General features: G+C 65.4%; 25 protein-coding genes. 8 read left to right on the forward strand and 17 right to left on the reverse strand.

The features are described from left to right. Nucleotides 1-127: 127 nt before the first annotated feature. From ACVOMB_RS06410 to ACVOMB_RS06425, 4 genes are all read right to left on the reverse strand, one after another. Entirely contained in the window at nucleotides 128-409 is a 282-nt protein-coding gene (locus ACVOMB_RS06410; protein ID WP_481530422.1) for an SHOCT domain-containing protein, read from the reverse strand. Nucleotide 410: 1 nt separating this feature from the next. Beyond that, complete coding sequence (hemB, locus tag ACVOMB_RS06415) at nucleotides 411-1,400, reverse strand: porphobilinogen synthase (RefSeq protein WP_481530423.1); 990 nt, start codon at nucleotides 1,398-1,400, stop codon at nucleotides 411-413. Between the two features lie 30 nt (nucleotides 1,401-1,430). Beyond that, nucleotides 1,431-2,345, reverse strand: a complete 915-nt coding sequence (locus ACVOMB_RS06420) for a bestrophin family protein (protein ID WP_481530424.1) — start codon at nucleotides 2,343-2,345, stop codon at nucleotides 1,431-1,433. A gap of 109 nt (nucleotides 2,346-2,454) precedes the next feature. After that, nucleotides 2,455-2,703 (reverse strand): hypothetical protein, encoded by a 249-nt coding sequence (locus ACVOMB_RS06425; RefSeq protein WP_481530425.1) that lies wholly within the window; start codon nucleotides 2,701-2,703, stop codon nucleotides 2,455-2,457. A gap of 143 nt (nucleotides 2,704-2,846) precedes the next feature. Between ACVOMB_RS06425 and ACVOMB_RS06430 the strand changes: the two genes are divergently transcribed. Beyond that, the gene (locus tag ACVOMB_RS06430) at nucleotides 2,847-3,275 is read left to right on the forward strand and encodes a hypothetical protein (protein WP_481530426.1); all 429 of its coding nucleotides are present in this window, start codon (nucleotides 2,847-2,849) and stop codon (nucleotides 3,273-3,275) included. A 65-nt stretch (nucleotides 3,276-3,340) separates the two neighbouring features. Here ACVOMB_RS06430 and ACVOMB_RS06435 read toward each other — a convergent pair whose 3' ends face one another. Continuing rightward, nucleotides 3,341-6,682, reverse strand: coding sequence for an ankyrin repeat domain-containing protein (locus ACVOMB_RS06435; protein ID WP_481530427.1), 3,342 nt, complete (start codon nucleotides 6,680-6,682; stop codon nucleotides 3,341-3,343). Continuing rightward, a complete protein-coding gene (locus ACVOMB_RS06440; RefSeq protein WP_481514940.1) occupies nucleotides 6,675-6,950 on the reverse strand; it encodes a YcgL domain-containing protein in 276 nt (91 codons plus the stop codon). Before ACVOMB_RS06440 ends, ACVOMB_RS06435 begins: the two co-directional genes overlap by 8 nt. Before the next feature lie 241 nt (nucleotides 6,951-7,191). Between ACVOMB_RS06440 and ACVOMB_RS06445 the strand changes: the two genes are divergently transcribed. Genes ACVOMB_RS06445 through ACVOMB_RS06455 form a run of 3 tightly spaced genes read left to right on the forward strand, consistent with a single transcriptional unit; the run spans nucleotide 7,192 to nucleotide 9,972 of the window. Next, a complete protein-coding gene (locus ACVOMB_RS06445) occupies nucleotides 7,192-8,391 on the forward strand; it encodes a beta-ketoacyl-[acyl-carrier-protein] synthase family protein (RefSeq protein WP_481530453.1) in 1,200 nt (399 codons plus the stop codon). Between the two features lie 5 nt (nucleotides 8,392-8,396). Beyond that, on the forward strand, nucleotides 8,397-9,191 hold the full coding sequence (locus tag ACVOMB_RS06450) for a beta-ketoacyl synthase chain length factor (RefSeq protein ID WP_481530428.1): 795 nt from the start codon (nucleotides 8,397-8,399) through the stop codon (nucleotides 9,189-9,191). Continuing rightward, nucleotides 9,184-9,972: a glycosyltransferase family 2 protein gene (locus ACVOMB_RS06455; protein WP_481530429.1), complete on the forward strand. Its 789-nt coding sequence runs from the start codon at nucleotides 9,184-9,186 to the stop codon at nucleotides 9,970-9,972. Before ACVOMB_RS06450 ends, ACVOMB_RS06455 begins: the two co-directional genes overlap by 8 nt. A gap of 10 nt (nucleotides 9,973-9,982) precedes the next feature. Here ACVOMB_RS06455 and fabG read toward each other — a convergent pair whose 3' ends face one another. From fabG to ACVOMB_RS06495, 8 genes are all read right to left on the reverse strand, one after another. Then, a complete protein-coding gene (fabG, locus tag ACVOMB_RS06460; protein WP_481530454.1) occupies nucleotides 9,983-10,714 on the reverse strand; it encodes a 3-oxoacyl-ACP reductase FabG in 732 nt (243 codons plus the stop codon). Nucleotides 10,715-10,744: 30 nt separating this feature from the next. Then, nucleotides 10,745-11,176 carry a hotdog family protein gene (locus ACVOMB_RS06465; RefSeq protein WP_481530430.1) on the reverse strand — a complete coding sequence of 144 codons (432 nt, stop codon included), beginning with the start codon at nucleotides 11,174-11,176 and terminating at the stop codon, nucleotides 10,745-10,747. Beyond that, nucleotides 11,163-13,433 (reverse strand): MMPL family transporter, encoded by a 2,271-nt coding sequence (locus ACVOMB_RS06470; protein ID WP_481530455.1) that lies wholly within the window; start codon nucleotides 13,431-13,433, stop codon nucleotides 11,163-11,165. Before ACVOMB_RS06470 ends, ACVOMB_RS06465 begins: the two co-directional genes overlap by 14 nt. A gap of 65 nt (nucleotides 13,434-13,498) precedes the next feature. Then, nucleotides 13,499-14,155 (reverse strand): LolA-related protein, encoded by a 657-nt coding sequence (locus ACVOMB_RS06475; protein WP_481530431.1) that lies wholly within the window; start codon nucleotides 14,153-14,155, stop codon nucleotides 13,499-13,501. Continuing rightward, the gene (locus ACVOMB_RS06480) at nucleotides 14,088-15,035 is read right to left on the reverse strand and encodes an LpxL/LpxP family acyltransferase (RefSeq protein ID WP_481530432.1); all 948 of its coding nucleotides are present in this window, start codon (nucleotides 15,033-15,035) and stop codon (nucleotides 14,088-14,090) included. Before ACVOMB_RS06480 ends, ACVOMB_RS06475 begins: the two co-directional genes overlap by 68 nt. Continuing rightward, the gene (locus ACVOMB_RS06485; protein WP_481530433.1) at nucleotides 15,032-15,331 is read right to left on the reverse strand and encodes an ApeI family dehydratase; all 300 of its coding nucleotides are present in this window, start codon (nucleotides 15,329-15,331) and stop codon (nucleotides 15,032-15,034) included. Before ACVOMB_RS06485 ends, ACVOMB_RS06480 begins: the two co-directional genes overlap by 4 nt. A gap of 51 nt (nucleotides 15,332-15,382) precedes the next feature. Continuing rightward, nucleotides 15,383-16,105: a COG4648 family protein gene (locus ACVOMB_RS06490; protein WP_481530434.1), complete on the reverse strand. Its 723-nt coding sequence runs from the start codon at nucleotides 16,103-16,105 to the stop codon at nucleotides 15,383-15,385. Nucleotides 16,106-16,110: 5 nt separating this feature from the next. Beyond that, nucleotides 16,111-16,380 carry a phosphopantetheine-binding protein gene (locus tag ACVOMB_RS06495; protein WP_481513871.1) on the reverse strand — a complete coding sequence of 90 codons (270 nt, stop codon included), beginning with the start codon at nucleotides 16,378-16,380 and terminating at the stop codon, nucleotides 16,111-16,113. A gap of 199 nt (nucleotides 16,381-16,579) precedes the next feature. On the opposite strand from ACVOMB_RS06495, the gene ACVOMB_RS06500 reads away from it, so the two are divergent. Then, on the forward strand, nucleotides 16,580-17,590 hold the full coding sequence (locus ACVOMB_RS06500) for a chorismate transformation FkbO/Hyg5 family protein (protein ID WP_481530435.1): 1,011 nt from the start codon (nucleotides 16,580-16,582) through the stop codon (nucleotides 17,588-17,590). A 77-nt stretch (nucleotides 17,591-17,667) separates the two neighbouring features. On the opposite strand, the gene ACVOMB_RS06505 is transcribed toward ACVOMB_RS06500, so the two are convergent. From ACVOMB_RS06505 to ACVOMB_RS06515, 3 genes are all read right to left on the reverse strand, one after another. Continuing rightward, nucleotides 17,668-19,014 (reverse strand): AMP-binding protein, encoded by a 1,347-nt coding sequence (locus ACVOMB_RS06505; RefSeq protein WP_481530436.1) that lies wholly within the window; start codon nucleotides 19,012-19,014, stop codon nucleotides 17,668-17,670. A 111-nt stretch (nucleotides 19,015-19,125) separates the two neighbouring features. Further along, nucleotides 19,126-20,139 (reverse strand): cytochrome d ubiquinol oxidase subunit II, encoded by a 1,014-nt coding sequence (gene cydB / locus ACVOMB_RS06510; RefSeq protein WP_481509207.1) that lies wholly within the window; start codon nucleotides 20,137-20,139, stop codon nucleotides 19,126-19,128. 1 nt (nucleotide 20,140) lies between these two features. After that, the gene (locus ACVOMB_RS06515; protein ID WP_481530437.1) at nucleotides 20,141-21,535 is read right to left on the reverse strand and encodes a cytochrome ubiquinol oxidase subunit I; all 1,395 of its coding nucleotides are present in this window, start codon (nucleotides 21,533-21,535) and stop codon (nucleotides 20,141-20,143) included. Between the two features lie 408 nt (nucleotides 21,536-21,943). Between ACVOMB_RS06515 and ACVOMB_RS06520 the strand changes: the two genes are divergently transcribed. The 3 genes from ACVOMB_RS06520 (at nucleotide 21,944) to ACVOMB_RS06530 (ending at nucleotide 25,552) form a co-directional block, all read left to right on the forward strand. Further along, nucleotides 21,944-24,310 carry a S9 family peptidase gene (locus ACVOMB_RS06520; protein WP_481530438.1) on the forward strand — a complete coding sequence of 789 codons (2,367 nt, stop codon included), beginning with the start codon at nucleotides 21,944-21,946 and terminating at the stop codon, nucleotides 24,308-24,310. Between the two features lie 191 nt (nucleotides 24,311-24,501). Further along, entirely contained in the window at nucleotides 24,502-24,933 is a 432-nt protein-coding gene (locus ACVOMB_RS06525; RefSeq protein ID WP_481530439.1) for an NUDIX hydrolase, read from the forward strand. A gap of 40 nt (nucleotides 24,934-24,973) precedes the next feature. Beyond that, entirely contained in the window at nucleotides 24,974-25,552 is a 579-nt protein-coding gene (locus tag ACVOMB_RS06530) for a hypothetical protein (RefSeq protein ID WP_481530440.1), read from the forward strand. Nucleotides 25,553-25,568 lie beyond the last annotated feature (16 nt).

Below are 25,568 nucleotides of genomic sequence, written 5' to 3' on the forward strand. Positions count from 1 at the left end.
CTTCGCTACGCGAAAGGGAGGGAGCTGATCCTGCGAGCTGGCAAATTGCAGTGCTGCCGCTTGTCTCCCTCCCTTTGGCCGCAGGCCAAGGGGAGGGTTGGGGAGGGGTGCTTCTGCTCTACTGCTTTTAGCTTTTAGCTCCGGCCAACACCGCAGCACGCATCGCTTCGTATTCGGCCTCGCCGATCTGCCCACCCTGCCTGCGCTGCTCCAGCGCACGCAGTCTGTTGTCCACATCGCCACCCTGCGCTGCCTCGCGCTGCAGCCGCTCGGCCGCCGAATGCTGCTGCGGCGGGCGCTTGCCGGCACGCACGATGGCGGCGATGAACACGCCGATCGCCACCGCAAACAGCAGTACGCCGATCAGCCATACCGCCCAGTTGTAACCTTCAAGACCGGGAACATTCATCTCAAGCCTCCTTCAGCCAGCGCGCGATCTGCGGCGCGTAATAAGTCAACACACCATCAGCGCCGGCGCGCTTGAAGCCGATCATGGTCTCCATCACGCACTTGCGCTCATCCAGCCAGCCATTGGCAGCGGCCGCCTTCAACATCGCGTACTCGCCGCTGACGTGGTACGCGAAGGTCGGCACGCCGAACTCGGTCTTCACCCGGCGCACGATATCCAGGTAGGGCATGCCCGGCTTGACCATCACCATGTCCGCACCTTCGTCCAGGTCCAGTGCGATCTCGCGCATGGCCTCGTCGCTGTTGGCCGGGTCCATCTGGTAGGTCTTCTTGTCGGCTTTGCCCAGGCTGCCGGAGCTGCCCACCGCATCGCGGAACGGACCGTAGAACGCCGAGGCGTACTTGGCCGAATAGGCCATGATGCGCGCGTTGATATGACGGGCATCGTCCAATGCGGTGCGGATGGCACCGATGCGGCCGTCCATCATGTCCGATGGCGAAATGATGTCCACGCCGGCTTCGGCATGCGACAGCGATTGCTTGACCAGCGCATCGACGGTGATGTCGTTGAGCACGTAGCCGGTGTCGTCGATGATGCCGTCCTGGCCATGCGTGGTGTACGGGTCCAAGGCCACGTCGGTCATCACGCCGAGCTCGGGGAAGCGCTGCTTCAGCGCGCGTACCGCACGCTGTGCCAGGCCGTCCGGGTTCCAGGCCTCGGCCGCGTCCAGCGACTTGCGTGACGGGTCGATCACCGGGAACAGGTCGATCACCGGCACGCCCAGCTCCAGCGCCTGCCCGGCTTCGCGCAACAGCTCATCGATGGACATGCGGTCCACACCCGGCATCGATGCAACAGCGGCGCGGCCTTCCAACTCGTGCACGAACACCGGCCAGATCAGGTCGTTGCTGGTCAGCGTGTTTTCGCGCATCAAGCGACGCGAAAACTCATCATGGCGCATGCGCCGTGGGCGGTACTGGGGATGGATCATCGCGGTACTCCTTGATTCCGGAAACGGGGCTTACTGCAGCCGGTAACCCTGCGGCTGCAGCGGCTCGGGCAGCGGGCGTTGGCCCAAGGCGTCGAGCAGATCGATTTCGATGGTACGCACCATGGCGTCCAGCGGCAGGTCGTTGGGTTCGGTGCCGAACGGGTCTTCCATCTCCTCGCCGAGCTGGTCCAGACCGAAGAAGGCATAGGCCAGCAGCATCGACACCACCGGCGTGGCCCAGCCCAGCGCGCCGGCCAAGCCAAATGGCAGCAGCACGCAGAACAGCCATGCGCAGCGGTGCAGCAGCAAGGTGTAGGCGAACGGCAGCGGTGTTCCTGAGATGCGCTCGCAGCCGGCCTGCACGCTGGCCATTGCATGCAGGCGCGCTTCGAACTGGGCGTAGAGATACGGATGCAGACGGCCTTCGCGCAGCGGCACGGCCAGCTCGCTGGCCAGCTGGTTCAGCACGCCATCGGGAACATTGCGCCGCGCCAGCACCGCGTCTTGGTCCGGCTGCAACCACGTTGCACAGGCAGCGGCTTGATCGCGGCCACGCAGGCGCGCAGCCAGGGCACTGGCAAAGCCGATCAGCAGATGCGTGCTGCGCTCGCGCAGCTGCGGTTCGGCAGCCAGCAGTGCAGCGGCCTCACGGGCAAAGCTGCGCGATTCGATGACCAGCTGCCCCCACAACTTGCGGCCTTCCCACCAACGGTCGTGGCAGGCGTTGTTGCGGAAGCTCAGGAAGATCGACAGCACTAGCCCCAACAGGGTGAACGGCACCACCGACAAACCACTGCCACCCAGCGGGTGCCAGCTACGGCTGAATACCGCAACCAGCACCGCCAGCACGCCGATCGCCAGCACCTTGGGGGCGATGGCCGGCACGATGGAGCCGCGCAGGATGTACAGCAGCTGCCAGCCAGTGGGACGGGGGCGGATGATCATCAGGAAGCGGGAAACGCCTGCAACAGGCCAACGGCGCCGGAAGGCTTCCGGCCAGCGCCGCTATTTTACGCCCCCCGGCTGTACCCCGCCGACCTGAACCGCCCCAAGATCAGATGAAGCCGCCGCCTATGCTCAGCCGGATCACCCCGACGACAATGACGATGGCATTGAGCAGCAAACCGGTCTTGGCCCGGCCGCGCTTGCTGGCATGGGTGAACAGCAGGCCGATGGCGGCGATGATCGCGCCCACCGCCGCAAACGGAATCAGGAACCAATTACCCCAGCCCAGCAGCGGAATAAACGCCAAAATCATCCATAGCAAGGCAACAATGCCCCAAATCAGGCTGATCAGCCCCATGTACTTTCCTCCACCAGGTACAGCCTGCAAGATAGCCGGGAACGGCTGTGGAGCAAAAGGCCCTCAGCTTGGCCGGAAGTTCTCGACAGATTCAGCCGGCGCCATGGATCATCCGCAATTACTGATCACCGGGGAGTGAAACCATGAAACTTCCGCTCGCTATCGCACTTTCACTTGGCGTTGCCTTGGCCATGGGCGGCTGCGCCAGTACCTCCAAGGTCATGCTGGGCCAGGCCCGCGCGCCAGTGGACCCGGCCAGCGTGCAGATCTATTCCACGCCGCCAGCCGGCTCGGTTGAGATCGCCCAGCTCGAATCCTCCAGCGCGGTCGGCTTTGGCACCCAGGGCCAGACCGATGCCGCCATTGCCCGGCTCAAGCGCGAGGCCGCCGCACTCGGCGCCAACGGCGTGATCCTGATGGGCGTGGGCTCCGGCGGCTCGCCGGTTGGCATGTCGGTTGGTGCAGGCAGCTATGGCCGCCACACCGCTGGCGGCCTCAGCGTCGGCATCCCCACCCAGCAGAAGCGCGCCGCCGGCGTGGCGATCTGGGTACCGCCGGGCGCAGGCAGGTAAGTCTTTCCAGTTGTCTTGATGCAACAAGGGCGCCGTAGGCGCCCTTGTTGCAAGCACTGCTGCGATCAGTTGTGATCGCGCAGAAAACGGGCCATCGAAGAAACGCCCGGTACCGCCGGTTCAAACTCACCAGCGACGTCGATGAAGCCACGCATGATGGCGATGTCGCGCGGGGTGCGGTTGATCGCATCACGCATGTCCGGATCGGCGCCGGCACGCAGCAGGCGCTGAACCAGCTGCGGCAGGCCGTGCAATGCAGCCAGGTGCAGCGGGCCGAAACCACGCGGGTCGCGTACGTCCAGCGAAACCTCTTCGTCGAGCAGGCGATCCACCGCTGCCAGCACCACGCTCTCGTCGCAGGCGGTGCCCGGTTCGGCACGCGCACCGAGCAACAACAGCAACGGCGTTACCGTACCGGCCGAGGCCTGGTCCGGTTCGGCACCGGCCAGCAGCAAGGTGTCCAGCAGGGCCAGCAAGCGGGTGCGATCACGCGAGGTGAAACCGTACAGCGCCGCGCAATGCAGCGGTGCCAACTGCTGGTCATCGCCAGCATGCACGTCGGCGCCTGCAGTGAGCAGGCGCGCGGCGATATCAGGCAGACCCAAGGCGGCAGACAACATCAATACGGTGACGCCGCCGGGCAGGCGATGTTCGAGCTTGGCGCCGGCATTGAGCAGGGCGGCCACGATCGTGGTCTGGCGCATGCTCACCGCCGCCGACAACGGCGTGGCACCACTGGCCGCCGCGTGTTGCGGGTCGGCGCTGCGCGACAGCAGCAGGTCCACCACCGCAGCGTGACCGCCACCAGCTGCACGCAGCAGGCCGGTACAGCCCTGCGCATCGACGGCGTCGACGGCAAAACCAAGATTGAGCAGGCGGCGTACCGCATCGGCATCGCCGGCCATCGCCGCAGCAGCAACGTCGGCATCGCGCAATGCGCGCAATGGCAGCTGCCAGCCGCGCCAGTCCAGCAGGTCGGCCAGATCACGACGACCGCTGGACAGTGCAACGCCCAACGGCGTCTGCCCATCGGCTGCGCGCGCATCCGGCGATGCGCCCTGCAGCACCAGCTGCTTGAGCGCGGACTCGCGGGCCAAGGCGGTAGCCAGATGCAGTGCGGTCATGCCATGGCTGTCGCGCGCCTCGCGGTCGACACCATTGAGCAGCAGGTGCTGCTGCAACTTCAGCCAACCAAGACGTACCGCCAGCGATAGCGCCGGATCACCGGCCGGCGAGGCAGCAAACGGATCAGCACCACGCTCCAGCAGCTCCAACGCGAATTGTTCGGTGCTGCGCGCGCCATGGTCGTGCTGGGCGCAGGCAGCAAGGAAGCGGGTCAAGCCACCGCGACCGGCTGGCGACACGCCCCGCTGCAGCAATACCTGCAGGGTCGGGATTGCATCGACGCCGCGCGACAGCAGCGCAAACATCGGCGTATCAGCACAGGCGTCGAGCACTTCCGGGGCGGCATCGTGCGCCAGCAGCCAATCAACCACGCGCGGCTGCAAGGCCAGCTCAGGATCGTGCAGCAAGCCGCCCAGTTCATCGGCCGCACACAGTTTGGCCAAGGGCGCCATGCCATCGACGTTGCCGAATACCAGTGCCTCGCGCAGCAAGGCCAGCGGTGCGCGGTCATTGAGTACCGGCACCGCGTCACCATCAGCGCCCTCGGCATTGCTGGCGGCTGCATCACTGACCGCAGCTGGCAGCGGGTAACTCGGGTCGAGCAGCGAGACGATGCTCCAACGCCCGGCCGAGGCGGCGTGCTCGATGGCACGACGGCCGTCGCTGCCGACCACATCGGCGGCAATACCCAGATCCAGCAGACGGCGGATCAGTGCCGCCGACACATGTTCGGCGCGGCTGGCCAGCAGCAAGGCATTGCTGCCTTCGCCATCGACGGCGTGCACGTCAGGCTTGTGCGCCAACAGGCGCTCCAGCACCGCGGCATTGCCCTGCGAGGCGGCATCCAGCCACGGCGTGCGGCCGGCGGCATCACGCGGCTCGACATTGGCGCCGGCATTGAGCAGGGTTTCAACGATATCCACGTGACCGGCCAAGGCGGCTTCGTGCAAGGCGCTGCGGCGCTGACGGTCGCGCGCATCCAGTCGTGCCTTGTGCTTGAGCAGCAGCTGCACGCCGGCCGGATCATCGTCATCGGTGGCGGCGGCCTGCACCAGCACCGGTACGCCGTCGGCCGGCTCGACCTTGGCACCGCGCTCCAGCAGGAACTTGCCCAGCCGCCAGTTGCCGGCCTGGCAGGCCACCGCCAGCGGGCTGTGGCCATCGTTGTTGAGGGCGTCGATCTCGGCAGCGGCATCGCGCAGTAGTGCTGCAACGCCCGGGTCTGAACTACGTGCGGCGTGATGCAGCGGTGTGTTGCCGTCGGCATCGGGCGTGCGCGGATCGGCACCATTGGCCAACAAGGTCATCACCGCTTCCGGGCGCCCGTGCCAGCTGTCACGGGTCGCCGCCAGCAGCGGGGTCATGCCTTTGTGGGCCTGGTTGACGTCCACGCCACGGCTGATCAGGGCACGCAGCAGGCGCAGGTCGGGCAGCACTGCTGCCAGCACCGCCAAGCTGCGCTGGTCGCGCGACTCGGCCGGCGCCGGCGCATGCGGATCGGCGCCGGCATCCAACAGCTGCAGGGCGCGATCGATGCGACCACCGCGTGCAGCGTCATACAGCTGCGGCACCAGCTCGTGCTGGGCGATGGGCTCCAGCGGTGCCGGTTCGGCCAGTGCCTCGGCAAACGGGTCGAACGCGGGTTGTTGTACGTCGCCAGCCTTGCCAGCGCCAGCAACCGGCGCGCTGCGCATCGACTGCAGCAGGTGATGCAACAAGGGAGCGGCGATCGCGGTGGCAATGGCCAACGGCCAACGCAGGCCGCCGCCAACCAGTCCCGGCCAGGCCGCAGCGACGATGGCCGCGCACAACAGCAACACCACCGCTGCCGCACCCAGACCATGCCAGGAATCAAGATTTCGCCCGCTCAATGCCTGCCATTGCGTGCGCAGCGAGCTGTCCTCGCGTTCCATTGCCTGCCATAGCGGCCAGGTGCGCCAGAGCGCCAACAACGCCACGCTGACCGCAATGCTCAGTGCCAACACCGCCGCCAGGCTGCCGCTGTCATGCAGCGCCGCCAACGGCCAGGACACCAATACCGCAACCACCGCCGCACCACCGGCCCACAGCCCCAACAGGCCGGGCAGTTCGCGTTTGAATACGGCCAACGACGGGGTCACGGTGCGGGTGCGCCGCCACCATGACACTGCCAACGCGAACGCGGGCTGGGCCAGCACACCACACACAGCCGCAGTTACGCCGCCGAACGCCGTAGCCAGGGTCAGCAACACCCCCAGACCCAGCGCGGCAGCAACAACGCGGCTACGTAATGCTTCAGTCATCGCGACCGTCGATGCGGGCGATCTTCACCGGTGCCAACGGCAGCGGCGGTGCCTGCAGGTGGAACCCGCGTTCAGCCAGGTTGGCGCGCACCAGCGCGACATCGGCCTGGGCCAGGCGACGTTCGGGGGTCAGCGCTACCTCCAATACGAAGGTATAAGGGGCCAAGGTGTTGCCCAGCACGGCCGGGATCACTTCGAAATCATCACGCTTGGCGAGGTACACGTAGGTGTCCTGCTTGCGTTGGCTTTTATAGACGTAAGCTTGCATGCCAGCGGGCTTTGCCCTGCATTGAGAGTCAGAGATTGTGTCGGAAATCTGGCGCTGTTGAAAGGCGGCGAGCCAATACGCAGCTGGATTCGCCACGGTCTTATACATTCATCTACATCAAGATTCTGTTGAGATGGCGGTGCACCCGCAGCTTGACAGGTCGACTGGAGGCCACCTGCCGATATACTCGCGCCCCGTCGAATCCCTGGAAGACAACGTGCCGCCTGCATCACCGCCGCGTCTGCCGCCGCTGAACATCCTTGCCCATACCGCGACAACGGCCCTGGGCGCGGGCTTGGCTGCGCAACAACAAGGCCTGCGCGGACGCCACAGTGGTTTGCGCCGCAACGATTTCGGCGCCGATCCGCTGCCCTGCTGGATTGGCCGGGTAAATGGTCTGGAGCACTTGTCCCTGCCCGCCGACCTTGCCGGATTCTCCTGCCGGAACAACCTGCTGGCCTGGCTTGCGCTGCAGCAGGACGAGGTTCTGCCCGCCTTGCAACAGGTCCGCCAACGACACGGAGCCTCGCGCATCGCGGTGGTGATGGGGACCTCCACCTCCAGTATCGGCGCTACCGAAGAAGCCTATGCCCGGCTGGAAACGGCCGCCGACGGCAGCCTGCATTTTCCGCAGGACCTGCAACGCCCGCGCATTCATACCCCGCATTCACTGGGCGATTTCGTACAGGCAGCGACCGGCTTGAGCGGCCCCTGTGTGACCGTCGCCACTGCCTGCTCATCCAGCGCCAAGGTCTTCGCCCAAGCCGCACGCCTGATCAATGCAGGCTTGGCCGACGCCGCGCTGGTCGGCGGCGTGGATACCCTGTGCGGCAGCGTGCTGTACGGTTTCAACTCGTTGCAGCTGGTCGCACCGACGCCATGCCAGCCGTTTGACGCGCGCCGGGTCGGCCTGTCGCTGGGCGAAGCCGGCGGCTACGCGGTACTTGAGCGCTCCGGCGCAGGCCCGGCCACGTCCTTGCAACTGCGCGGCTATGGCGAATCCAGCGATGCTCACCATATGTCCGCCCCGCACCCGGAGGGACTGGGTGCGCGCCTGGCCATGCAGGCTGCGCTGCAGCGCGCCGGCATCGACGCGAACGACGTGGGTTACCTCAACCTGCACGGTACCTCGACACCAGCCAACGACAGCATCGAAGCCGCAGCAGTTGCTGCGCTGTTCCCGCCAACCCTGCACGCCAGCTCGACCAAAGGTTGGACCGGCCACACCCTGGGTGCCGCCGGCATCGTCGAGTCGGTATTCGCACTGTTGGCGCTGAGCGACGGACTATTGCCGGGCACGCTGAACAGCGAGATTCCCGATCCGGCGTGCGGCCCGCAGATCCGCTTCGAGAATGCCCAGGCCGACATCAACTACGCGATGAACAATTCCTTCGGCTTCGGCGGCAACAACTGCTCGCTGGTGTTCGGCAAGGCAGGATGAGACAGATGCTGGAAGCTACTTTGGAAGGCGTAGGATTCTGGGGCACGGGCCTGCCCGACTGGGACAGCGCCTGCGCCTGGATGCGCAAGGGCGAACGCCCGCTCGACCCGCCTGCGCGCCCATCGCCGCAGCTGCTGGCCGCCAACGAGCGACGGCGCGCGCCCGGCACCGTGGCGGTCGCACTCGAAGCCGCGTTGGCCGCGTGTGAAGCGGCAGACCGTGCACCGGCAACACTGCCGTCGGTATTCACTTCCACCCACGGCGAGCTGACCATCACCGATTACATGTGCGCCACGCTGGCCACGGATCCCGCCGCCATCTCGCCCACAAAGTTCCACAACTCGGTGCACAACGCTGCCGCCGGTTACTGGACCATCGGTGCCGGTGCTCATGTTGCGGCCACCGCAATCAGCGCCGGCCACTACAGCTTCGCGCAGGGCCTTCTGGAAGCCATGGTGCAGCTGCATGCCGGCGAAGAAGCAGTGCTGCTGGTTGCCTACGACGGCAACGCCAGCGGCCCGGCAGCCGAGGTGTCACCAAGCACCGGCCTGCTCGGCGCAGCCTTTGTGCTGTCACGTGGCGCATGTATCGGGCTACCCAGCCTGCACCTCAAGCTCCACGACAAGGCACCGCTGGCGATTCCACAAGACAACCAGCAAGGCCCACTGCTGCAGCTGTTCGGCGATAACGCAATGCACCCTGCGCTACCGCTGCTGGAAGCATTGGCGATGGATCAGGACACGCTGTGGATGCGTGCAGGCACCGGCCAATGGTTGGAGGTCGGCATCCGCCATGAGTGATCTGCACCAGCTGTCTACCGACAACGTTGCCGTGGTGATTCCGGCACTGAACGAAGAGCTGCGCATCCGCCAGGTCGTCGCAGACGCACTGCAGTACTTCCCGAACGTGATCGTGATCGACGACGGTTCCAGCGACCGCACCGCCGACTGCATCACTGATCTACCGATCACCGTGCTGCGCCATCCGCAGCGCATGGGCAAGGGTCAAGCGCTGCGCAGCGGCTTTGCCGAAGCCAGCCGACGCGGCCTGCGCGGTGTGCTTACCCTGGATGGCGATGGCCAGCATGTCGCTGTCGATCTGCCGCGCCTACTTGCCAGTGCCAATCGCCATCCGGGCAGCATCATCATCGGTGCACGCCTGCGCAAACGCGCCTCGCAGCCCTTGTATCGCCGCCTGGCCAATGAGTTCGGTGACTGGGGCATTGCCTGGGGCACGCACTACCAGGTGGCTGACAGCCAGAGCGGGCAGCGCTTCTACCCGGCCGACGTGATCGCCCTGCGCGACATCTCCGCCGAAGGCTTCGTGTTCGAAGCGCAGGTAGTCATTTCGGCGGCACGCCAGCTCGGCACGCGCTGCGTCTCGGTGCCGATCGAGTCGCGCTACCGCTGCGCCGACAGCGACGAGCAGTTCCGTCCCAGCCACTTCAAGCCGCTGCAGGATCTGTACCGCATCACCAGCCATATCGTGTTGCTGGCCTTGCGCCATGGTCACGTCTGGCGCGTCTACCGCACCATCCGCAGAAATCCACCGATCATCGACAGCACCGACGCCGACAGCTGAGCCGCCGCGCTCAGCCCATGCCGCCGTTGATGCCGATCACCTGGCCATTGATGTAGCCCGCTGCATCGCTGCACAGGAAGGCCACCAGCGCTGCTACTTCTTCCGGCTTGCCTGCACGCGCGGCTGGCACGGTCTGTTTGATCAGCTCAGGCGGAAACGCATCAGCCGCCATCTGCCCCTCGATCACCCCCGGCGCAACCACGTTGACGCTGATCCCGCGACTGGCCATTTCCCGCGCCAATGACTTGCTCGCACCATGCAGGCCAGCCTTGGCCGCGGCGTAGTTGGTCTGGCCGCGGTTGCCCAGCACCGCAGCCACCGACGACACACTGACGATGCGGCCCCAGCGGGTGCGCGCCATCGGCAGCAGCAAAGGCTGGGTGACGTTGAAGAAACCGTTGAGACTGACATCGATCACCCGCTGCCAACGCTGCGCGTCCATGCCAGCCATCGGCGCGTCATCATGGATGCCGGCATTGTTGACCACGATCTGGATCGGGCCATCGCTCAGCAGCGCCTCGAGCGCGGCGCTTACCGCCTCGCCATCGGCGACATCGAAGGCCAGCGCCTGCGCGCTGCCGCCGTCAGCGACAATCTGTGCCACCACCGCTTCAGCACGTGCCAGGTTGGCGTTGGCATGCACGATCACATGCGCGCCATCGGCGGCCAGCCGACGGCAGATCGCGCCACCCAGGTCACCACTGCCGCCGGTTACCAGCGCACGTCGTTGTATGCTCATGATGGCTTCGCTCCGCTACGTCTCATTGAATGTTCATGGCAGCTGCAGCATCACTGCCGCGCGGCCTTCGGCCAGCAACTGGCCGCGATGATGGATGCGGAAGCTGTATTGCTGGCTGCCCTCGCCCTCCGCCAGCACCTGTGCCGTGGCCTGCAGTGCATCGGGAAGATCATCAATCCGCACCACATGCAGCTGCACATCACGCAGCGCCACCAACACGCCCGGCACTACCGCACCGCCGCGCTCGCGTCCGCGCAGACCGCCATGCACCGCCATCGCCTGCGCACCGTACTCGCACAGATGAATCGCGCGCAGTTGATCACCGCTGCGCAGCGGATGCGTGGCAGCACGGTGATTGAAGGCACGCAGCGCGATGTCCTGCGCTGACCAGCTCACCACTTCGTCCCACAGGCACATGCCGCCCTGATGTGGAACCAGCTGCAGGATTTCGTCACGCCGAAGCATTGCCAGCCTCCTGCAGTGGATGCCGGGAAATCAACAAGGCCAGCACGAAATTGCACACCACTCCCAACGCCACGGTACTGCCTATCGCACGCAGCACCGGGATCGATGACAGCCCAAGCAGGCTGAACACCAGCAGCGTCATCACGCTGCATACCAGCAGGCCATGCAGCGTCCGCAGCTGGTCGGCGTGGCTGTCACCGGCGTGTTCGAAGAACAGGCCGTAATCCAGGCCAAGACCGGCGGCGAGGATCAGCCCGATCAGGTGGAACAGATTCAACTCGACGCCCAGGCCGCGCAGCACCGCCAGCACCAGCAAGGTGGTCAACAGCATCGGCAACAGCACCCGCAGCACACGCCGCGACGAACGCAATGCCAAACCTACGGTCAACGCCAGCAACAGCACGGCAACCGCAAGCGCCACCAGGACGCGTCCGCGATAGTCGGCCACCAGCGATTCGGAAGCCTGTTTCATATCCAGCAACTCGGCACCGTGCAGCTGTGCCGTGCTGGCCACTGCCGCCACGTCATGCAGGCCACTGAGCGAGACCAGCGCGATTGCATGACCCTCACCCCGCACCAGCAGGCCATCCACCGCTGTCGCCAATGGCGTACCCAGCAGATCGTCAGGTTGCAGCGCTGACGCATGACGCGCCTGCATCACATCCGCGACGAAGGGCTCGAAGGCGCCGTCGATGAAAGGGGTGCCGGCAACCGCTGCGGTCAGTGCAGCACGCAACGCGGCCTCGTCAGGCAACTGCTGCTGGCGCTGGCGCTGGGTGCTGGCGCTGGGCAGATAGCGCGCCGCCATGTCGTAGCGCTCCAGCTCGCCATTTCTAACCAAGGCATCCAAAGCAGGCCGCAGGCGCTCGCTGGCCATCAGCGCAGCCTGCGCATCGTTGCCGCGCACGGTGATCAGGTAGCGCACATCCGGTGCGCCAAGTTCACTGCGCAGCTGCGCGTCGCGCAGCAGATCCTGCGGATCCACCGGCGTCAGCCGGCCCAGGTCGTTCTGCCAGAACGCACCAGGCGCCAAGGCCATTACCGCCACGGCCAGCAAGGCAAGCATGGCCAGCGACCAACGCGGCCGCGGCAAATGCTGGGTGTGCCGCCACAGGCGCGCCAAGCGTGCGGAGTCGGCAAAGTCACATGTCGCCGGATCGACCAACGCTGGCAGCAGATAACGCGTGGCCAGCGCCGCCGTCGCCAGCGCGGTGATGGTGAATACCGACAACTGCTTCAGCCCGTCCACGCCCGAGAACAGGAAGGTCAGATAGGCAATGCAGGTGGCGATCACGCCGGTACCCAAGGTCGGCCACAGCGCGCGCACGTTGTCCCAGGCCGAGCGGCCCGGCCGCTGATGGCTGAAAAAGTGGATGGGATAATCCTGTACCACGCCGATCAGGGTGAAGCCGAACGCAATGGTGATGCCATGCACGCCATCAAAGCCCAGCGCCACCGCACACAGGCCAGCAAGCCCGGCGCTGGCCAGCGGCAGAAAGCCGAGTATCGGCATTTTCCAACTGCGGTAAGCAAACCACAGCAGCAGGATCATGCCGATGGTATCCAGCGTGCCGATCATGCCGGCTTCGCTGGCGGTGCGGTTGCCGATCTTCACCGAGAACGCGCCCGGCCCGCTCAGCTCGATGCGGCTGCCGCTGCCGGCGGCGATCGCGGCGAACTGGTTATTGATCGTATCTACCGCCAGTTGCTGTGCGCCGGGATCGAAGCCGGCGGCGTGTGTCTGTACCAGCAGCAAGGCCTGCTTGCCGGCGCGGTCGAACCAGACATCATCGATGCGCTGTGGTGCATTGGCTGGCTGCAAGGTCTCGGCCACCCGCAACACCTGCAAGGTGGGATCGGACGGCAGCAAGGGTTCGATCAAGCTGCCAGCGGGCGAGCCCAGATCCTGCAGGCGTGCCTGCAGTTCCTCGCTCAGCTTGGCGCTGGAAAATGCATCCGCCGGCAGTGCATCAATCAGATAACGATAGGGCAGCAGGCGCTGCGGAAATGCTTCCAGGCCGGCCTGCTCGCCATTGGCAACCAGCTCGAACTGCGCATCGGCGGCCAGCGACTCACGCAACGCGCGCGACTGCTGTGCCAGCTGCTCGGGCTTGGCGCCGGACAGTGCGACCAGCAACAGCCGCGCACCCGGCCCCTCGCCCAGCTCATCCAACAACAGCTTCTGTGCGGGCGTGCGTGCATCAGGCATGAACTTGCGCAGATCGCCACTGACCTGGATGCGGCTGCTGATCCACATGCCCAGCACGCCAAGCAGCAGCAACCAGATGATGGCCAAACCAATCCTGTGGGTAGACGTCAGCTTCAACGCGCGGCACTCGCATCACACAGACCGTTCAACGCAGCGGCCTGGCGCACGTTGGCAGCGGCATTGGCGGCACCTCCGAGCAAGGTGCGCTGCACATCGCCCTTGGCCGGCTGGGTTTCAATGCAGCGTAGTTCCGTGTTCTGGCCATGCAGGGTCACCGCACGCACACGCCGGGCCAGCGCCTCAGCCTTGGGTGTGAGCTGCAACTGCCAGCGCTGTGCGCTGCCGGAGGCCTGCAAGCGGTAGTTCTGCTCCAACGCGGCCAGATTGCCAGCCAGCATCGCACCAAAGCTGGCCTGCAGATCGGCAAGCTCGGGCACGCGCTGCAATGCGAACACGCGCGGCGGCTTGCCGGCGCGGGCGATGCTGACCTGGCCATTGGCAATGGTGGTGGTCTCGGCATACGGCGCGCGTACCTCGCGGACCAGGGTGCCGGCATCGGGGCGACGGTATTGTCCTTCGACCCGCAGCGGCTCCTTCAACAGTGCCGAGCCACGCAGTTCGACGAAGTTGGTCTGGCTCGGCGCTGGCTGTGCCAGTTGCCGCAGTATCCACGCCGCATCAATGCCATCGGCCAGCGCAGGGCTAGTGAGCAGCAGGCCTGTCAGCAGGGTCAGCAGCAGTCGCACGGTCTTGGGAATGCCAGAAATCATAGAAATTGAACCAGTTGTAAGGGGCGTCGCGCAGGTGATGCTCCAGCCTGCCGGCATAACGGTTGATAAGCGTGGATAGCGCCTCTGCCCGGCCGCGGCGCGGGATATCCACAATCTCGGCAAATGACTCGAAGCGCAGGTCATAGCGGTTACCGCCAAGGTACAGGCCGAACGCCAGCACGATCGGCGCCTTCAATGCATTGGCGATCAACCACGGTGCAGCCGGGAATGCTGCGGTACTGCCCAGCAGCGGTGCAGCGACGGACGGCTCATCGGGTCGCGCCCGATCCACCAGCAGCGCCACCATCGCACCGTCCTGCAATGCCTGCTGGATGGCCAGCACGATCGCGGTCCCCTCCTGCCCGGCGTCGATGATGCAGTCGGCAAGCTTGGGGTCGAGTTCGGCCAGCAACTCGGTAATGGCGGCGTTGTGCGCACGATCCATCAGCACCCGCAGCTTCAGCTCCGGACGCATTCTGGCCAGCACCCGCAACGCATCGAAACTGCCCAGGTGGGAGCCGAACACCAGCACCCCTCGACCTTGGTCCAGCATCTGCAGCAAGGGTTCGGTGCCACTGCTGCGGATATCAAACAGGCCGGTACGGCCCGCCAGCAGGAATACCCGATCAAGAATGGTGGCGGCAAAGGTATGGATATGCCGGGCCACTTCCAGCGCCCGCGCCGGACGAGCACGCAGGCGTTGCAGGTAATCGGCGGAGGCTCGCCGTTCGGCGCCGCGCACACAGTAAAAATACAGAGTGATGGGATACAGGCAGGCACGCGCGATGCCGCGCCCACCATGACGGGCGATGCCGCCGATCAAACGGATGGCGAAACGCCCGCCGCCTTCCGGACGATGCTTCCAGTCCAGTTCGTTCATCCGCGGGCGTCGCTTTCGACCAGCACCAGTTCACCGCGCACCAGCAACTGGTCTTCACGCAGCACGCGGAACTTCCAACGCAGCGCCTGCCCTTCCAGCTCAATCCGGGCCTGCTGGTCCGGCAACAGCGGCGCCATGAACTTCACCTGCGGCAGACGCAACGCGCCTATCGCATGCCCGCTCGCCGCGGCCACTGCCAACAGCACCTGCTCCAGCACAACCACTCCGGGCACCAGCGGCCGGCCCGGAAAATGCCCGGGCAGGCAGGGATGATCGGAGGGAATGCTGAAGTGCATGGCGCTCTGTACCCGCTATGTTGGCAGACAGGATACCGGCAGCGTCCCGGTTCAGCGCAGCAGGTCGCGCCAGAACGCCGGGCCGAGCTGGCCCATCTGGCGCATGAAATCCCAGGCATTGCGGTAAGGCCGCTGTGGGAACAACTGCGAGCGCAGCGCGTATTCCAACGCGAAGAAACCGCCGATCAGCCCCCAATCGGCGATGTTCGCGCACCACGACCATTGTTCATGGGTCACCGGCCACCATGGCTGCACGCCGAATGCGGCCAGCAGGCCGTCGGGCACCGCGCTCATCGCCAAGCCCAGATTGACCAGCGCCAGCAGCACCAGCACCAGCGCCCAGGCGCCGCTCAGCCGCCGCGTATAGCGCGCCAGCTCAGCGGTCACCGGCATGCCGGCGCGCGCGTACAGCGCCTGCACGATGCGGGTGATCAGTGGGACCTGCCCGGGCAGCAACGAACGTGCGAAGCCCCAGGCCACCAGCAGCGGGAACACCACTGGCGGTGCCAGCAGCAGCATCCACGCCCAGACCGAACCACCCAGCCACCACAGCAGCGCACAGCACGTCAGCAACAAGCCCCACGCCCATGGCTGGCGCCGCGCAAGCGGTTCCAGCAGGCATAGCAGGACCAGTCCGGCCAGCGCAGCCGCTGCCCACATGCCTTCATTGCGCAGGCTGGCCACATGCGACAGCACCGGGTAGGCCAGCAGCAGGATCACCCGCAGCGCCAGCGCCACCGGTCCGTGGCCGGGCTCATGGCTGGCGGCGGTCACGCCGTTCAGACCGTCTTGTTGGCTTGGATATGTGCCGACAGGGCACGCAACGAGCCGAAAATGCGGCGGTTGTCTTCGTTGTCCGAGCGCAGCTGGAAGCCATAACGCTTGCTGATGGCCAAGGCCAGCTCCAGCGCGTCGATCGAATCCAGGCCCAGACCGTCGTTGAACAGCGCTGCTTCCGGGTCGATCTGGGCCGGGTCCTGATCTTCCAGGTTCAGGCTTTCGACCAGCAGCCCTGCCAGCTCGCGCTCGGCTTCATTTTGTTGCGACATTTCCACACCCACTGCAAATCAGACCCGCAACGATCCGGCATCGCCGACTGTTGCGCAAGCATGACAGCTACAGCACGCGGGGTATCATTGCCGTCTCTGCAATGCCCGATACGCCGTGCAATGACGTTTCCGCTCCACTCCCGCCGCCAATTCCAGCTGCGCGCCAACTGCCTTTCCGCCAATGTCACGGGGGGCTGAGATGAATGCCCAGACGTCTCCGGCGGCTGCCGCCGCGCTGCAGATCGACTATGCCGATCCCGTACAGCTGCCGACCCTGCTGGCCGATCCGCAGGTGCTGGCGATCTTCGGTTTCCAGGCCGGGGACGGCGCCGCCGCCAGCGATGACCCACGCTATCTGCAGGTAGGCCTGCAGCCGGACGGTGTGGCCCAGTTGGAAGTGTGGCGCAGCGACAAGCCGGTCAGCTGTGGTCGCGATGCCAACGGTGTGGCCTGGGCCAGCGACGGCGCGCTGATGTTCGGTGCGCTGCAGGTCGACGAAAGCCAGCATGGCGGCATCCTTGGCGCCTCCGAGCATGCCTATGCATGCATGCTGGAAGCCCTGCCTGCGCATGCCTATCCGCACCTGCTGCGGATCTGGAACTACCTGGACGCGATCACCGACGGCGAAGGTGACAGCGAGCGCTACCGCGAATTCTGCGTTGGCCGCGCACGTGGCATCGGTGCCATCGACACCACCACCCTGCCCGCCGCCACCGCCATCGGTCGGGTCGACGGTGTGCGCGTGCTGCAGGTCTACTGGCTGGCCGCGCGCGAGGCCGGCACGCCGCTGGAAAACCCACGCCAGGTCAGTGCCTACCGCTATCCGCGCCAGTACGGCCGGCAATCGCCGAGCTTCGCCCGCGCGATGCTGGCGGCAAGCGGTAGTCGCTTGCCATTGCTGCTGTCAGGCACCGCCAGCGTGGTTGGCCATGCCACCCTGCATGGCGACTGCACCGAGCGCCAATTACAGGAAACCTTCGCCAATTTCGAAGCGCTGATCGGCGCAGCCCGCGCGCACCGGCCGGGTTTGCCGGCGCAGTTCGGCGACGGCAGCCGGCTCAAGGTCTACGTGCGCGACGCCGCTGAAATCGACGCCGTGCGCGCAGCCTTGGCCGCGCATCTGCCACCCCAGGTGCCTTACATCATGTTGCATGCGGTGGTATGCCGACGCGACTTGCGGGTAGAGATCGACGGCATCCACGACGCCTGATCAAGCAGCTTCGACAAGCGCGCCTGTGACAGCCGCGCTCGCTGCAGATTTGCCAGCTGCAGTCCTACAACGCCGCCTCAGTGCCCCAACAGCGCCAGTACCGCGTCACGCGGCAGCTTGCCGGTGTCGTTGCGCGGCAACACCGCTACCTTGCGCAGCGGGCGCGGCAGGAACAGCGGGTCCATGAACTCGCGTAGTTCGCGCAGGATGTCAGCCTCCTCACGCTCAGGCGCCACCACCAACGCGGCGATGCGGCCCACCGCATGGCCGGGCTCGGGCGCCAGCTGCACCACTACCGCATCCACCACGCCGGGCACCGCCTGCAGCTTGCGGGTGAGATCGCCCAGCGAGGCACGCTTGCCGGCGATTTCCAGCAGGTCGGCACGGCGGCCACGCAGCACGAAGCGGTCATTTGGCAGCAGTTCCACCAGATCCGCCAGATTTACCGATGTGGGCAGATGCGCCGCATGCACCCGCGTGCCGTCGGGCTGGGGCTCCAGGCGCACGCCCGGCAGCAAGCTCCAGGCGGTCTCCCTGGCCGTGCGGCGGCGCGCGAAGATGCAGGTCTCGGTGGAGCCGAACATCTCCCGCACCTCGGTGGCAAATACCTGTTCGGCAGCCGCCGCCAGTTCCTGCGACAGTGGCGCGGTGGCAGTGACAATACCTGCCAGCGGCGGCAGGCTCACACCCGACTCCACCAAGGCCTTCAGGTGTACCGGGGTGGTGATCAGCAGCCGCGGTGCCTGCACCTGCTGCAGCGCCAGCACCACGTCCTGCGGAAAGAACGGGCGCCCGGCCTGCAGCGTTGCCGGGGCCAGCAAGGGCAGCAACACCGCCATCTCCATGCCGTACATGTGCTGCGACGGCACCGTCGCCACCAGCGCAGGCTGGGCATCACCCCACAAGCTCTGCAGGGCCTGCAGGTTCTGCGCGGTACTGCTCAGGAACGAGCCCCAGGTCTTGTTGTTGGCGCTGGGCGTGCCGGTGCTGCCAGAAGTGAAACCGATCGCCACCAGCTGATCGGCCGCCAGTTGCGGAATCTCGCCATCCAGGCGCGGCAGTTCGGCGGGCAGCACAAAACTGCCAGCTGGCAACGGCTGCAGGGCATCGTCACTCAGGCAATAGGTCTGCGGATAACGCTGCTGTACATCAGCCACTACCGCATGCGCACGCGACGATGGCAGCAGGTTCACCTGGCCGCGCAGCGCCACCGCGCAGAACGCAACCAGAAAGCGATACCGGTCTTCACACAGGTTGACCGCATGCTGACCGACCGGCAACAGCGCCGCCATTGCCCGCACATGCTCGAAGAAGGTCCGCAGGTCGATCAACTGACCTGGGCCGACCGCCAACAAGCGCTGCAGCTCACCATTGGCCAGCGGATGACGGGATGGAGATGACAACTGCTCGGAAACAACCGACATGCGACGACCACGACCTCGTTCGATGGATGACCCATCGCGACGCCAGCCACAACAGGGCGGCCAGCTTGGCCCTGCAAGGCCCGGCTGGCAAGCCGGGCCACGTCCTCGGGTTCAGTGATAGCCGGTTTCGGCCGTCACCTTGCCGCGGAACACGCGGTACGACCACACCGTATAGCCGAGGATCACCGGCAACAGCAGTACCAGCCCGACCATGCTGAAACCCAGTGACGACGCTGGCGCAGCGGCCTGCCACAGGGTCAGGTGCGGCGGCAGCAGGTAGGGCCACATGCCCAGCACCAGGCCGACGAAGCCGAGCACGAACAGCGCCAGGGTCAGCAGGAACGGCGGCAGATCGCGACGCGGGTGCATGGCGCTGCGCCACAGCGCCACCGCCACGGCCAGCGTGAGCAACGGCACCGGCGACAGCCACCAGAAGTTGCCGTCGCTGAACCAGCGCTCCATCACCCGCGACTGCAGGAACGGCAGCCAGGTGCTGACCAGGCCCATGAACACGATCACCGCCACCATCAACGGCCGCGTCAGCGAGCGCGCCAAGGCCTGTTCGCGGCCCTCGGTCTTGAGGATCAACCAGGTGCTGCCGAGCAGCGCATAGCCGGTGACCACCGCCACGCCGGTCAGCATCGAAAACGGACTAAACCAGCCGAAGGCACCGCCGCTGTAATGCCCGTCCTGCATCGGCAGGCCCTGCACCAGGGCGCCCAGGATCACGCCCTGCGCGAACGCCGCCAGCAACGAGCCCATCGCGAACGACACACTCCACAGCGCGCGCGAACGGTGCGCCTTGAAACGGAACTCGAAGGCCACGCCGCGGAATACCAGGCCCATCACCAGCAACAGTACCGGCAGATACAGGCCCGACAGCAGCACCGCATAGGCCTTGGGGAACGCCGCCATCAGGCCAGCGCCGCCAAGCACCAGCCAGGTTTCATTGCCGTCCCAGATCGGCGCGGCGGTATTCATCATCACGTCGAGCTGCTGCTCGTCCTCGGCAAACGGCGCCAGGATTCCGATGCCAAGCACGAAGCCATCCAGCACCACGTACATCAGCACACCGAAACCAATCACTGCGAACCATGCCACCGGCAGCCAGGTTGTCATCTCCATGTCAGCGCTCCTCCAGTGGTTCGTTGACGCCGGACAGCGGCCGCGCCGGGGTATGCATGCCGTCATCGCGCGGCGGCAGATCATGCGGCTTGGGCCCACTGCGCATGATCTTGACCAGGTACCAGATGCCCCAGCCAAACACGAACAGATAGCCGATCACGTACACCACCAACGACAACACCGTCATCCACACACTCTGCGTACCGACTGCATCAGCGGTACGCAGCACGCCATAAACCACCCAAGGTTGCCGGCCCATTTCGGTGACGAACCAACCCGCGACCAGCGCGACGAAACCGCTGGGCAACATCCAGTTCCAGCCGCGCAGCAGCCACTTCGACTGCAGCAGGCGTCCACGCCACAGCTGGAAGGCCGAGATCCACGCAACCAACAGCATCAACGAACCGATCCCGACCATGATGCGGAACGCGTAGAACACCGGCACCACCGGCGGCCGCTCGCTGGCCGGCACCGAGGTCAGCGGCGCGAACGTGCCATCCGTGCTGTGGGTCAGGATCACGCTGCCGAGCTTTGGAATGGCGATCTCGTAATCGTTGCGCTCTTCCTTTTCATTGGGCACCGCGAACACCACCAGCGGCACGCCTTCGCCGGGCTTGCTTTCATGCCAGTGCGCCTCCATCGCCGCGATCTTCATCGGCTGGTGTTCCAGCGTATTCAAGCCGTGCATGTCGCCGACGAAGATCTGCACCGGCACCGTCAACGCCGCAAACGCGACCGCAGCGACCAACATCTTGCGACCGGCCTCCACATGCACGCCACGGCGCAGATACCAGGCACCGACACCACCGATGACAAAGCACGTGGTGATGAACGAACCCAGCGCCATATGCGCCAAGCGATACGGGAACGACGGGTTGAACACGATCTGCCACCAATCCTGCGGATGCACGATGCCATCGACCAGCGTGTAGCCGGCCGGAGTGTGCAACCAGCTGTTGGAAGACAGAATCCAGAACGTCGAGAACAGCGTGCCCAGCGCCACCATGCAGGTGGAGAAGAAGTGCAGGCGCGGCGAGACTTTTTCCCAGCCGAACAGCATCACGCCAAGGAAACTGGCTTCCAGGAAGAACGCGGTCAACACCTCGTAGGTCAGCAATGGGCCGATCACGGTGCCAGCGACTTCACTCAGGCGCGGCCAGTTGGTGCCGAACTGGAACGCCATGACGATGCCGCTGACCACGCCCATGCCGAAGGACACCGCGAAGATCTTCTGCCAGAAGAAAAACAGCTCACGCCAGACCGGATTGCGGGTGCGCAGCCAGCGCCATTCGACGAAGGCCAACCAGCTGGCCGTGCCGATGGTGAAGGCCGGGAACAGCACATGAAAACTGACGACGAATCCGAATTGGATCCGGGACAACAGCAGCGCTTCCACGGGCGCTTCTCCGCGATTTCTTTAATTGGGGCGATTCTGGTCCTGTATTGGTTAAGAACGGATGTGACCGGATGTCGCAGTGCGTCAAAAAGTCGCAGCGGCTGTAGCTCCCTCCCTTTGGCCGAAGGCCAAGGGGAGGGTTGGGGAGGGGTACGCTTTTGCCTTTGGCTCTACAGCACCAGCTCAAAACGCAAAAAGCAAAACCCAAGGCACCCCTCCCCAACCCTCCCCTGCGCCTATGGCGCAAGGGAGGGAGCAAATCAGCCCACCCGCGCACTTCGCACGCCGCCAAAACATTGCCGATTCCGGCAGCTCAGCCGCCGAACCCGGCCTCCATGACCTGTGGCCCAGCCCGCCGCGTTGGCCTGCTGCTACGCTTGCCCAGTTCTCTTTCACCGGTGCCGAATGATGCCCAAGCTGCTGCCCCTGTCCCTGCTGTTGTTGACCGCTTTCGGCAACGCCCATGCCGCGCCCACGCCGATCACCATCGAGCAGGCCATGGCCAACCCGGACTGGATCGGGCCGCCGGTGGAATCGGCCTGGTGGTCGTGGAATGGCCAGCAGGTCGAATACACCCTCAAGCGCCAGGGCAGCGCGGTGCGCGACAGCTTCCGCCTGCCGCTGGCCGGCGGCGTCGCCCAGCAGGTAGCCGACGACCAGCGCGGCACCCTCGATGCCGCCGACCGCGTCTATGACAGCAGCCGCCAGCGCATGGCCTTCGTCCGCAATGGCGATGTGTTTGTGCGCGACCTGCGCAACGGCACCCTGACCCAGCTGACCCGCAGCAACGAGCGCGCCGGTGGCGTCAATTTCGCCAGCGATGGCGGCGTGATCTGGGAAGTGGGCAACAACTGGTTCCACTGGAATCCGCGCAACAACATCACCAGCCAGGTCGCCCAGCTCAAGGCCGACAAGAACCCGGCCGATGCGCCCAAGGCCGACGTGCTGCGCGACCAACAGATGCGCACACTGTCCACCCTGCGTACTGATCGCGCCCAGCGCGAGGAACTGCGTGAGCAGGGCGAACGTTGGCGTCAGGCCGACCCGACCCGCGCACCAGCACCGATCTTCCTCGGCGCCGATGTCGAGATCGTCGACAGCGCGCTGTCGCCCGATGCACGCCACCTGATCGTGGTGACCAAGCCCAAGGGCTACGACGAAGGCCGCGGCGGCAAGATGCCGCTGTACGTGACCGAGTCCGGTTACGAAGAAGCCGAAGACACCCGCACCCGCGTTGGCCGCAACAATCCCGAGCCACACACGTTCTGGCTGGCCGATGCGGCTACCGGCAAGGTCGAGCAGCTGTCGCTGGACAACCTGCCCGGCATCGCCACCGATCCGCTGGCCGAACTGCGCCGCAAGGCCGGCAAGGACGCGCTCAAGGGCAATCGTCCGCTGGAACTGATGAGCGACTTCATGGGCGGCGGCATCCGCTGGAACGCCGATGGCAGCCAGGCCGCGCTGATGCTGCGCGCCAACGACAACAAGGACCGTTGGATCGCCACCACTAGTGCCAGCAACGCACGCCTGGAAAGCCGTCACCGCCTGACCGATGGCGGCTGGATCAACTGGGGCTTCAACGATTACGGCTGGATGCCGGACGGCCGCACCCTGTGGTTGTTGTCCGAGGAATCCGGCTATTCGCACCTGTACACCCAGAGCGGCAGCGCCAAGCCCAAGGCGATCACCTCGGGCAACTGGGAAACCTCGGCACCGGTGGTCAGCGCCGACGGCAACAGCTTCTACTTCGTCTGCAACCAGAAATGGCCGGGCGACTATGAAGTCTGCAACGTCAACGTCAACGGTGGTGCCGTACGTGAAGTGACCGCGCTGGATGGCGTGGAAGATTTCAGCCTGTCGCCGGATGGCCAGCAGCTGCTGGTGCGCTACTCCGCGGCCTATCTGCCGGCCCAGGTCGCAGTGCTGCCGGTCAGCGGTGGCGAAGCACGCAAGCTTACCGACACCCGCAGCGCCGAGTTCAAGGCCCGCGAGTGGGTGCAGCCGCAGATGGTGCAGGTGCCGTCCAAGCACGGCGCCGGCCATGTCTGGGCCAAGTACTACGGCCCGGAAAAGCTCGAACCGGGCAAGCAATACCCGATCGCCATGTTCGTGCACGGCGCTGGCTACCTGCAGAACGTGCATGCGCGTTATCCCACCTACTTCCGCGAGCAGATGTTCCACAACCTGCTGGTGCAGAAGGGTTACATCGTGCTGGACATGGATTACCGCGGCAGCGAAGGCTATGGCCGCGACTGGCGCACCGCCATCTACCGCAACATGGGCCATCCGGAACTGAATGATTACCTGGACGGCCTGGATTGGCTGGTGGAAACCAAGCAGGGTGACCGCGCCCATGCCGGCATCTACGGCGGTTCCTACGGCGGCTTCATGACCTATATGGCGCTGTTCCGCTCGCCGGGCACCTTCAAGGCCGGTGCTGCGCTGCGTCCGGTCGGTGATTGGCATCAGTACAACCACGCCTACACCGCAAACATCCTCAACACCCCGGACATCGATCCGGAGGCTTACCGCATCTCCTCGCCGATCGAGTATGCCGAAGGCCTGCAGGACAATCTGCTGATCGCGCACGGCATGATGGATGACAACGTGTTCTTCCAGGACTCGATCAACATGAGTCAGAAGCTGATCGAGCTGCACAAGGACAACTGGTCGATCGCGCCCTACCCGCTGGAACGTCACAGCTATACGCGTGCCGATTCCTGGCTGGATCAGTACAAGCGCATCCTCAAGTTGTTCGAGCAGGAACTGAAGTAAGCACCGACAAGGGCGCCGCGAGGCGCCCTTGTCGTTTGTGGGTGCGGCTTGGCCCCCTCCCTTGCGCAACGCGCAGGGGAGGGCTGGGGAGGGGTGCTCTTGATTTTGATCCCGCTCCTGCCTAGGCAACACCCACCATCAACCTGGCCTCCAGTACCATTCCCACACGGAGCCCTACCCGCTGGAAGCACATGTCCACTGCCGAAAACCCCATCCGCATCGTCACCGCCGTCATCCTCGATCCGCAACAACGCGTGCTGGTCGTGCGCAAACACGGCTCGGATACCTTCATCCAGCCCGGTGGCAAACGCGAGCCCGGCGAGGACGCACTGCAGACCCTGGCACGTGAGCTGCACGAAGAACTCGGCGTGCACATCGACAGCAGCACCGCAGTAGCGCTGGGCAGCTTCGAGGACGCCGCGGTCAACGAGCCTGGCCGCCGTGTGCAGGGCGAATCCTTCCTGGTCAGCATCAGCGGCGTACCGCAGGTGCAGGCTGAAATTGCCAAACTGGCGTGGATACCGCTACAGCCGCCGCACGGCGTGAAGCTGGCACCACTGAGTGCGCTGCATGTTCTGCCTGCAGCGCGTGCCGCGCTTTCCCGCGCAGGGAAAGCCGATTGAGTTCGGCATTGGCCCACCCACACATCCGTAGCGAGCCATCGTGAATCCGCCCCAGCTCCCGCCCACTCCGGCACCGCCTTCCGCAGCGGCCTCGTTCATTGCCGTCACCGCCAAACTGTCACTGCTGATGTCTGCAATGGCCATTGTCTGGAGCCTGCTGCAGGTGCTGCTGGTGACCCTGATCAGCCGCCTGGACATCATCAGCGTGATGCAGAACGAAGGCCTGCCGGTAACGCCGGGCATGCTCTGGCTCGGTGAACACGCGCTCTCGCTGAGCGTACTGGGCCTGCTGTTGTCGATCGCGTTCCTCGCGGTATCGTGGGCCTTGCTCAAGCACCGCGAATGGGGCCGGATCGGCTTCATCGTCTTTCTGGTGCTGGTGGCCTTGGCCAACTTCGCCTTCCTGCCGCTGATCCACGGCATGTTTGAAGGCATGCAGGCGATGGTGCCTGCCGACTTCCTCAATTCACCACAAGGCCTGGAAATGCGCGTGCAACTGCGCGTCGGCCTGTGGACTTCGCTGATCACCGGCAGTGCAGCAGCAGTGGCATTGGCCGTGCTGCATGCCTGGCTGGTGATCAAGCTGCGTCGCCCCGACGTTCGCGCCCTGTTTCGTTGAGTCCCCCGGAGTTTGC

The sequence above is a fragment of the Stenotrophomonas sp. STEN018 genome, assembly GCF_056760235.1.

What these genes read in the sequence shown, in the direction of transcription:
- ACVOMB_RS06410 (WP_481530422.1), bottom strand. Translation starts at nt 409, where the DNA reads ATGAATGTTCCCGGTCTTGAAGGTTACAACTGGGCGGTATGGCTGATC.
- ACVOMB_RS06505 (WP_481530436.1), bottom strand. Translation starts at nt 19,014, where the DNA reads ATGTCGGTTGTTTCCGAGCAGTTGTCATCTCCATCCCGTCATCCGCTG.
- ACVOMB_RS06440 (WP_481514940.1), bottom strand. Translation starts at nt 6,950, where the DNA reads ATGCAAGCTTACGTCTATAAAAGCCAACGCAAGCAGGACACCTACGTG.
- ACVOMB_RS06495 (WP_481513871.1), bottom strand. Translation starts at nt 16,380, where the DNA reads ATGTCGCAACAAAATGAAGCCGAGCGCGAGCTGGCAGGGCTGCTGGTC.
- ACVOMB_RS06425 (WP_481530425.1), bottom strand. Translation starts at nt 2,703, where the DNA reads ATGGGGCTGATCAGCCTGATTTGGGGCATTGTTGCCTTGCTATGGATG.
- ACVOMB_RS06520 (WP_481530438.1), top strand. Translation starts at nt 21,944, where the DNA reads ATGCCCAAGCTGCTGCCCCTGTCCCTGCTGTTGTTGACCGCTTTCGGC.
- ACVOMB_RS06475 (WP_481530431.1), bottom strand. Translation starts at nt 14,155, where the DNA reads ATGATTTCTGGCATTCCCAAGACCGTGCGACTGCTGCTGACCCTGCTG.
- ACVOMB_RS06500 (WP_481530435.1), top strand. Translation starts at nt 16,580, where the DNA reads ATGAATGCCCAGACGTCTCCGGCGGCTGCCGCCGCGCTGCAGATCGAC.
- ACVOMB_RS06485 (WP_481530433.1), bottom strand. Translation starts at nt 15,331, where the DNA reads ATGCACTTCAGCATTCCCTCCGATCATCCCTGCCTGCCCGGGCATTTT.
- ACVOMB_RS06430 (WP_481530426.1), top strand. Translation starts at nt 2,847, where the DNA reads ATGAAACTTCCGCTCGCTATCGCACTTTCACTTGGCGTTGCCTTGGCC.
- ACVOMB_RS06465 (WP_481530430.1), bottom strand. Translation starts at nt 11,176, where the DNA reads ATGCTTCGGCGTGACGAAATCCTGCAGCTGGTTCCACATCAGGGCGGC.
- hemB (WP_481530423.1), bottom strand. Translation starts at nt 1,400, where the DNA reads ATGATCCATCCCCAGTACCGCCCACGGCGCATGCGCCATGATGAGTTT.
- ACVOMB_RS06455 (WP_481530429.1), top strand. Translation starts at nt 9,184, where the DNA reads ATGAGTGATCTGCACCAGCTGTCTACCGACAACGTTGCCGTGGTGATT.
- ACVOMB_RS06450 (WP_481530428.1), top strand. Translation starts at nt 8,397, where the DNA reads ATGCTGGAAGCTACTTTGGAAGGCGTAGGATTCTGGGGCACGGGCCTG.
- ACVOMB_RS06435 (WP_481530427.1), bottom strand. Translation starts at nt 6,682, where the DNA reads ATGACTGAAGCATTACGTAGCCGCGTTGTTGCTGCCGCGCTGGGTCTG.
- cydB (WP_481509207.1), bottom strand. Translation starts at nt 20,139, where the DNA reads ATGGAGATGACAACCTGGCTGCCGGTGGCATGGTTCGCAGTGATTGGT.
- ACVOMB_RS06420 (WP_481530424.1), bottom strand. Translation starts at nt 2,345, where the DNA reads ATGATCATCCGCCCCCGTCCCACTGGCTGGCAGCTGCTGTACATCCTG.
- ACVOMB_RS06525 (WP_481530439.1), top strand. Translation starts at nt 24,502, where the DNA reads ATGTCCACTGCCGAAAACCCCATCCGCATCGTCACCGCCGTCATCCTC.
- ACVOMB_RS06470 (WP_481530455.1), bottom strand. Translation starts at nt 13,433, where the DNA reads ATGTGGATCAGCAGCCGCATCCAGGTCAGTGGCGATCTGCGCAAGTTC.
- ACVOMB_RS06480 (WP_481530432.1), bottom strand. Translation starts at nt 15,035, where the DNA reads ATGAACGAACTGGACTGGAAGCATCGTCCGGAAGGCGGCGGGCGTTTC.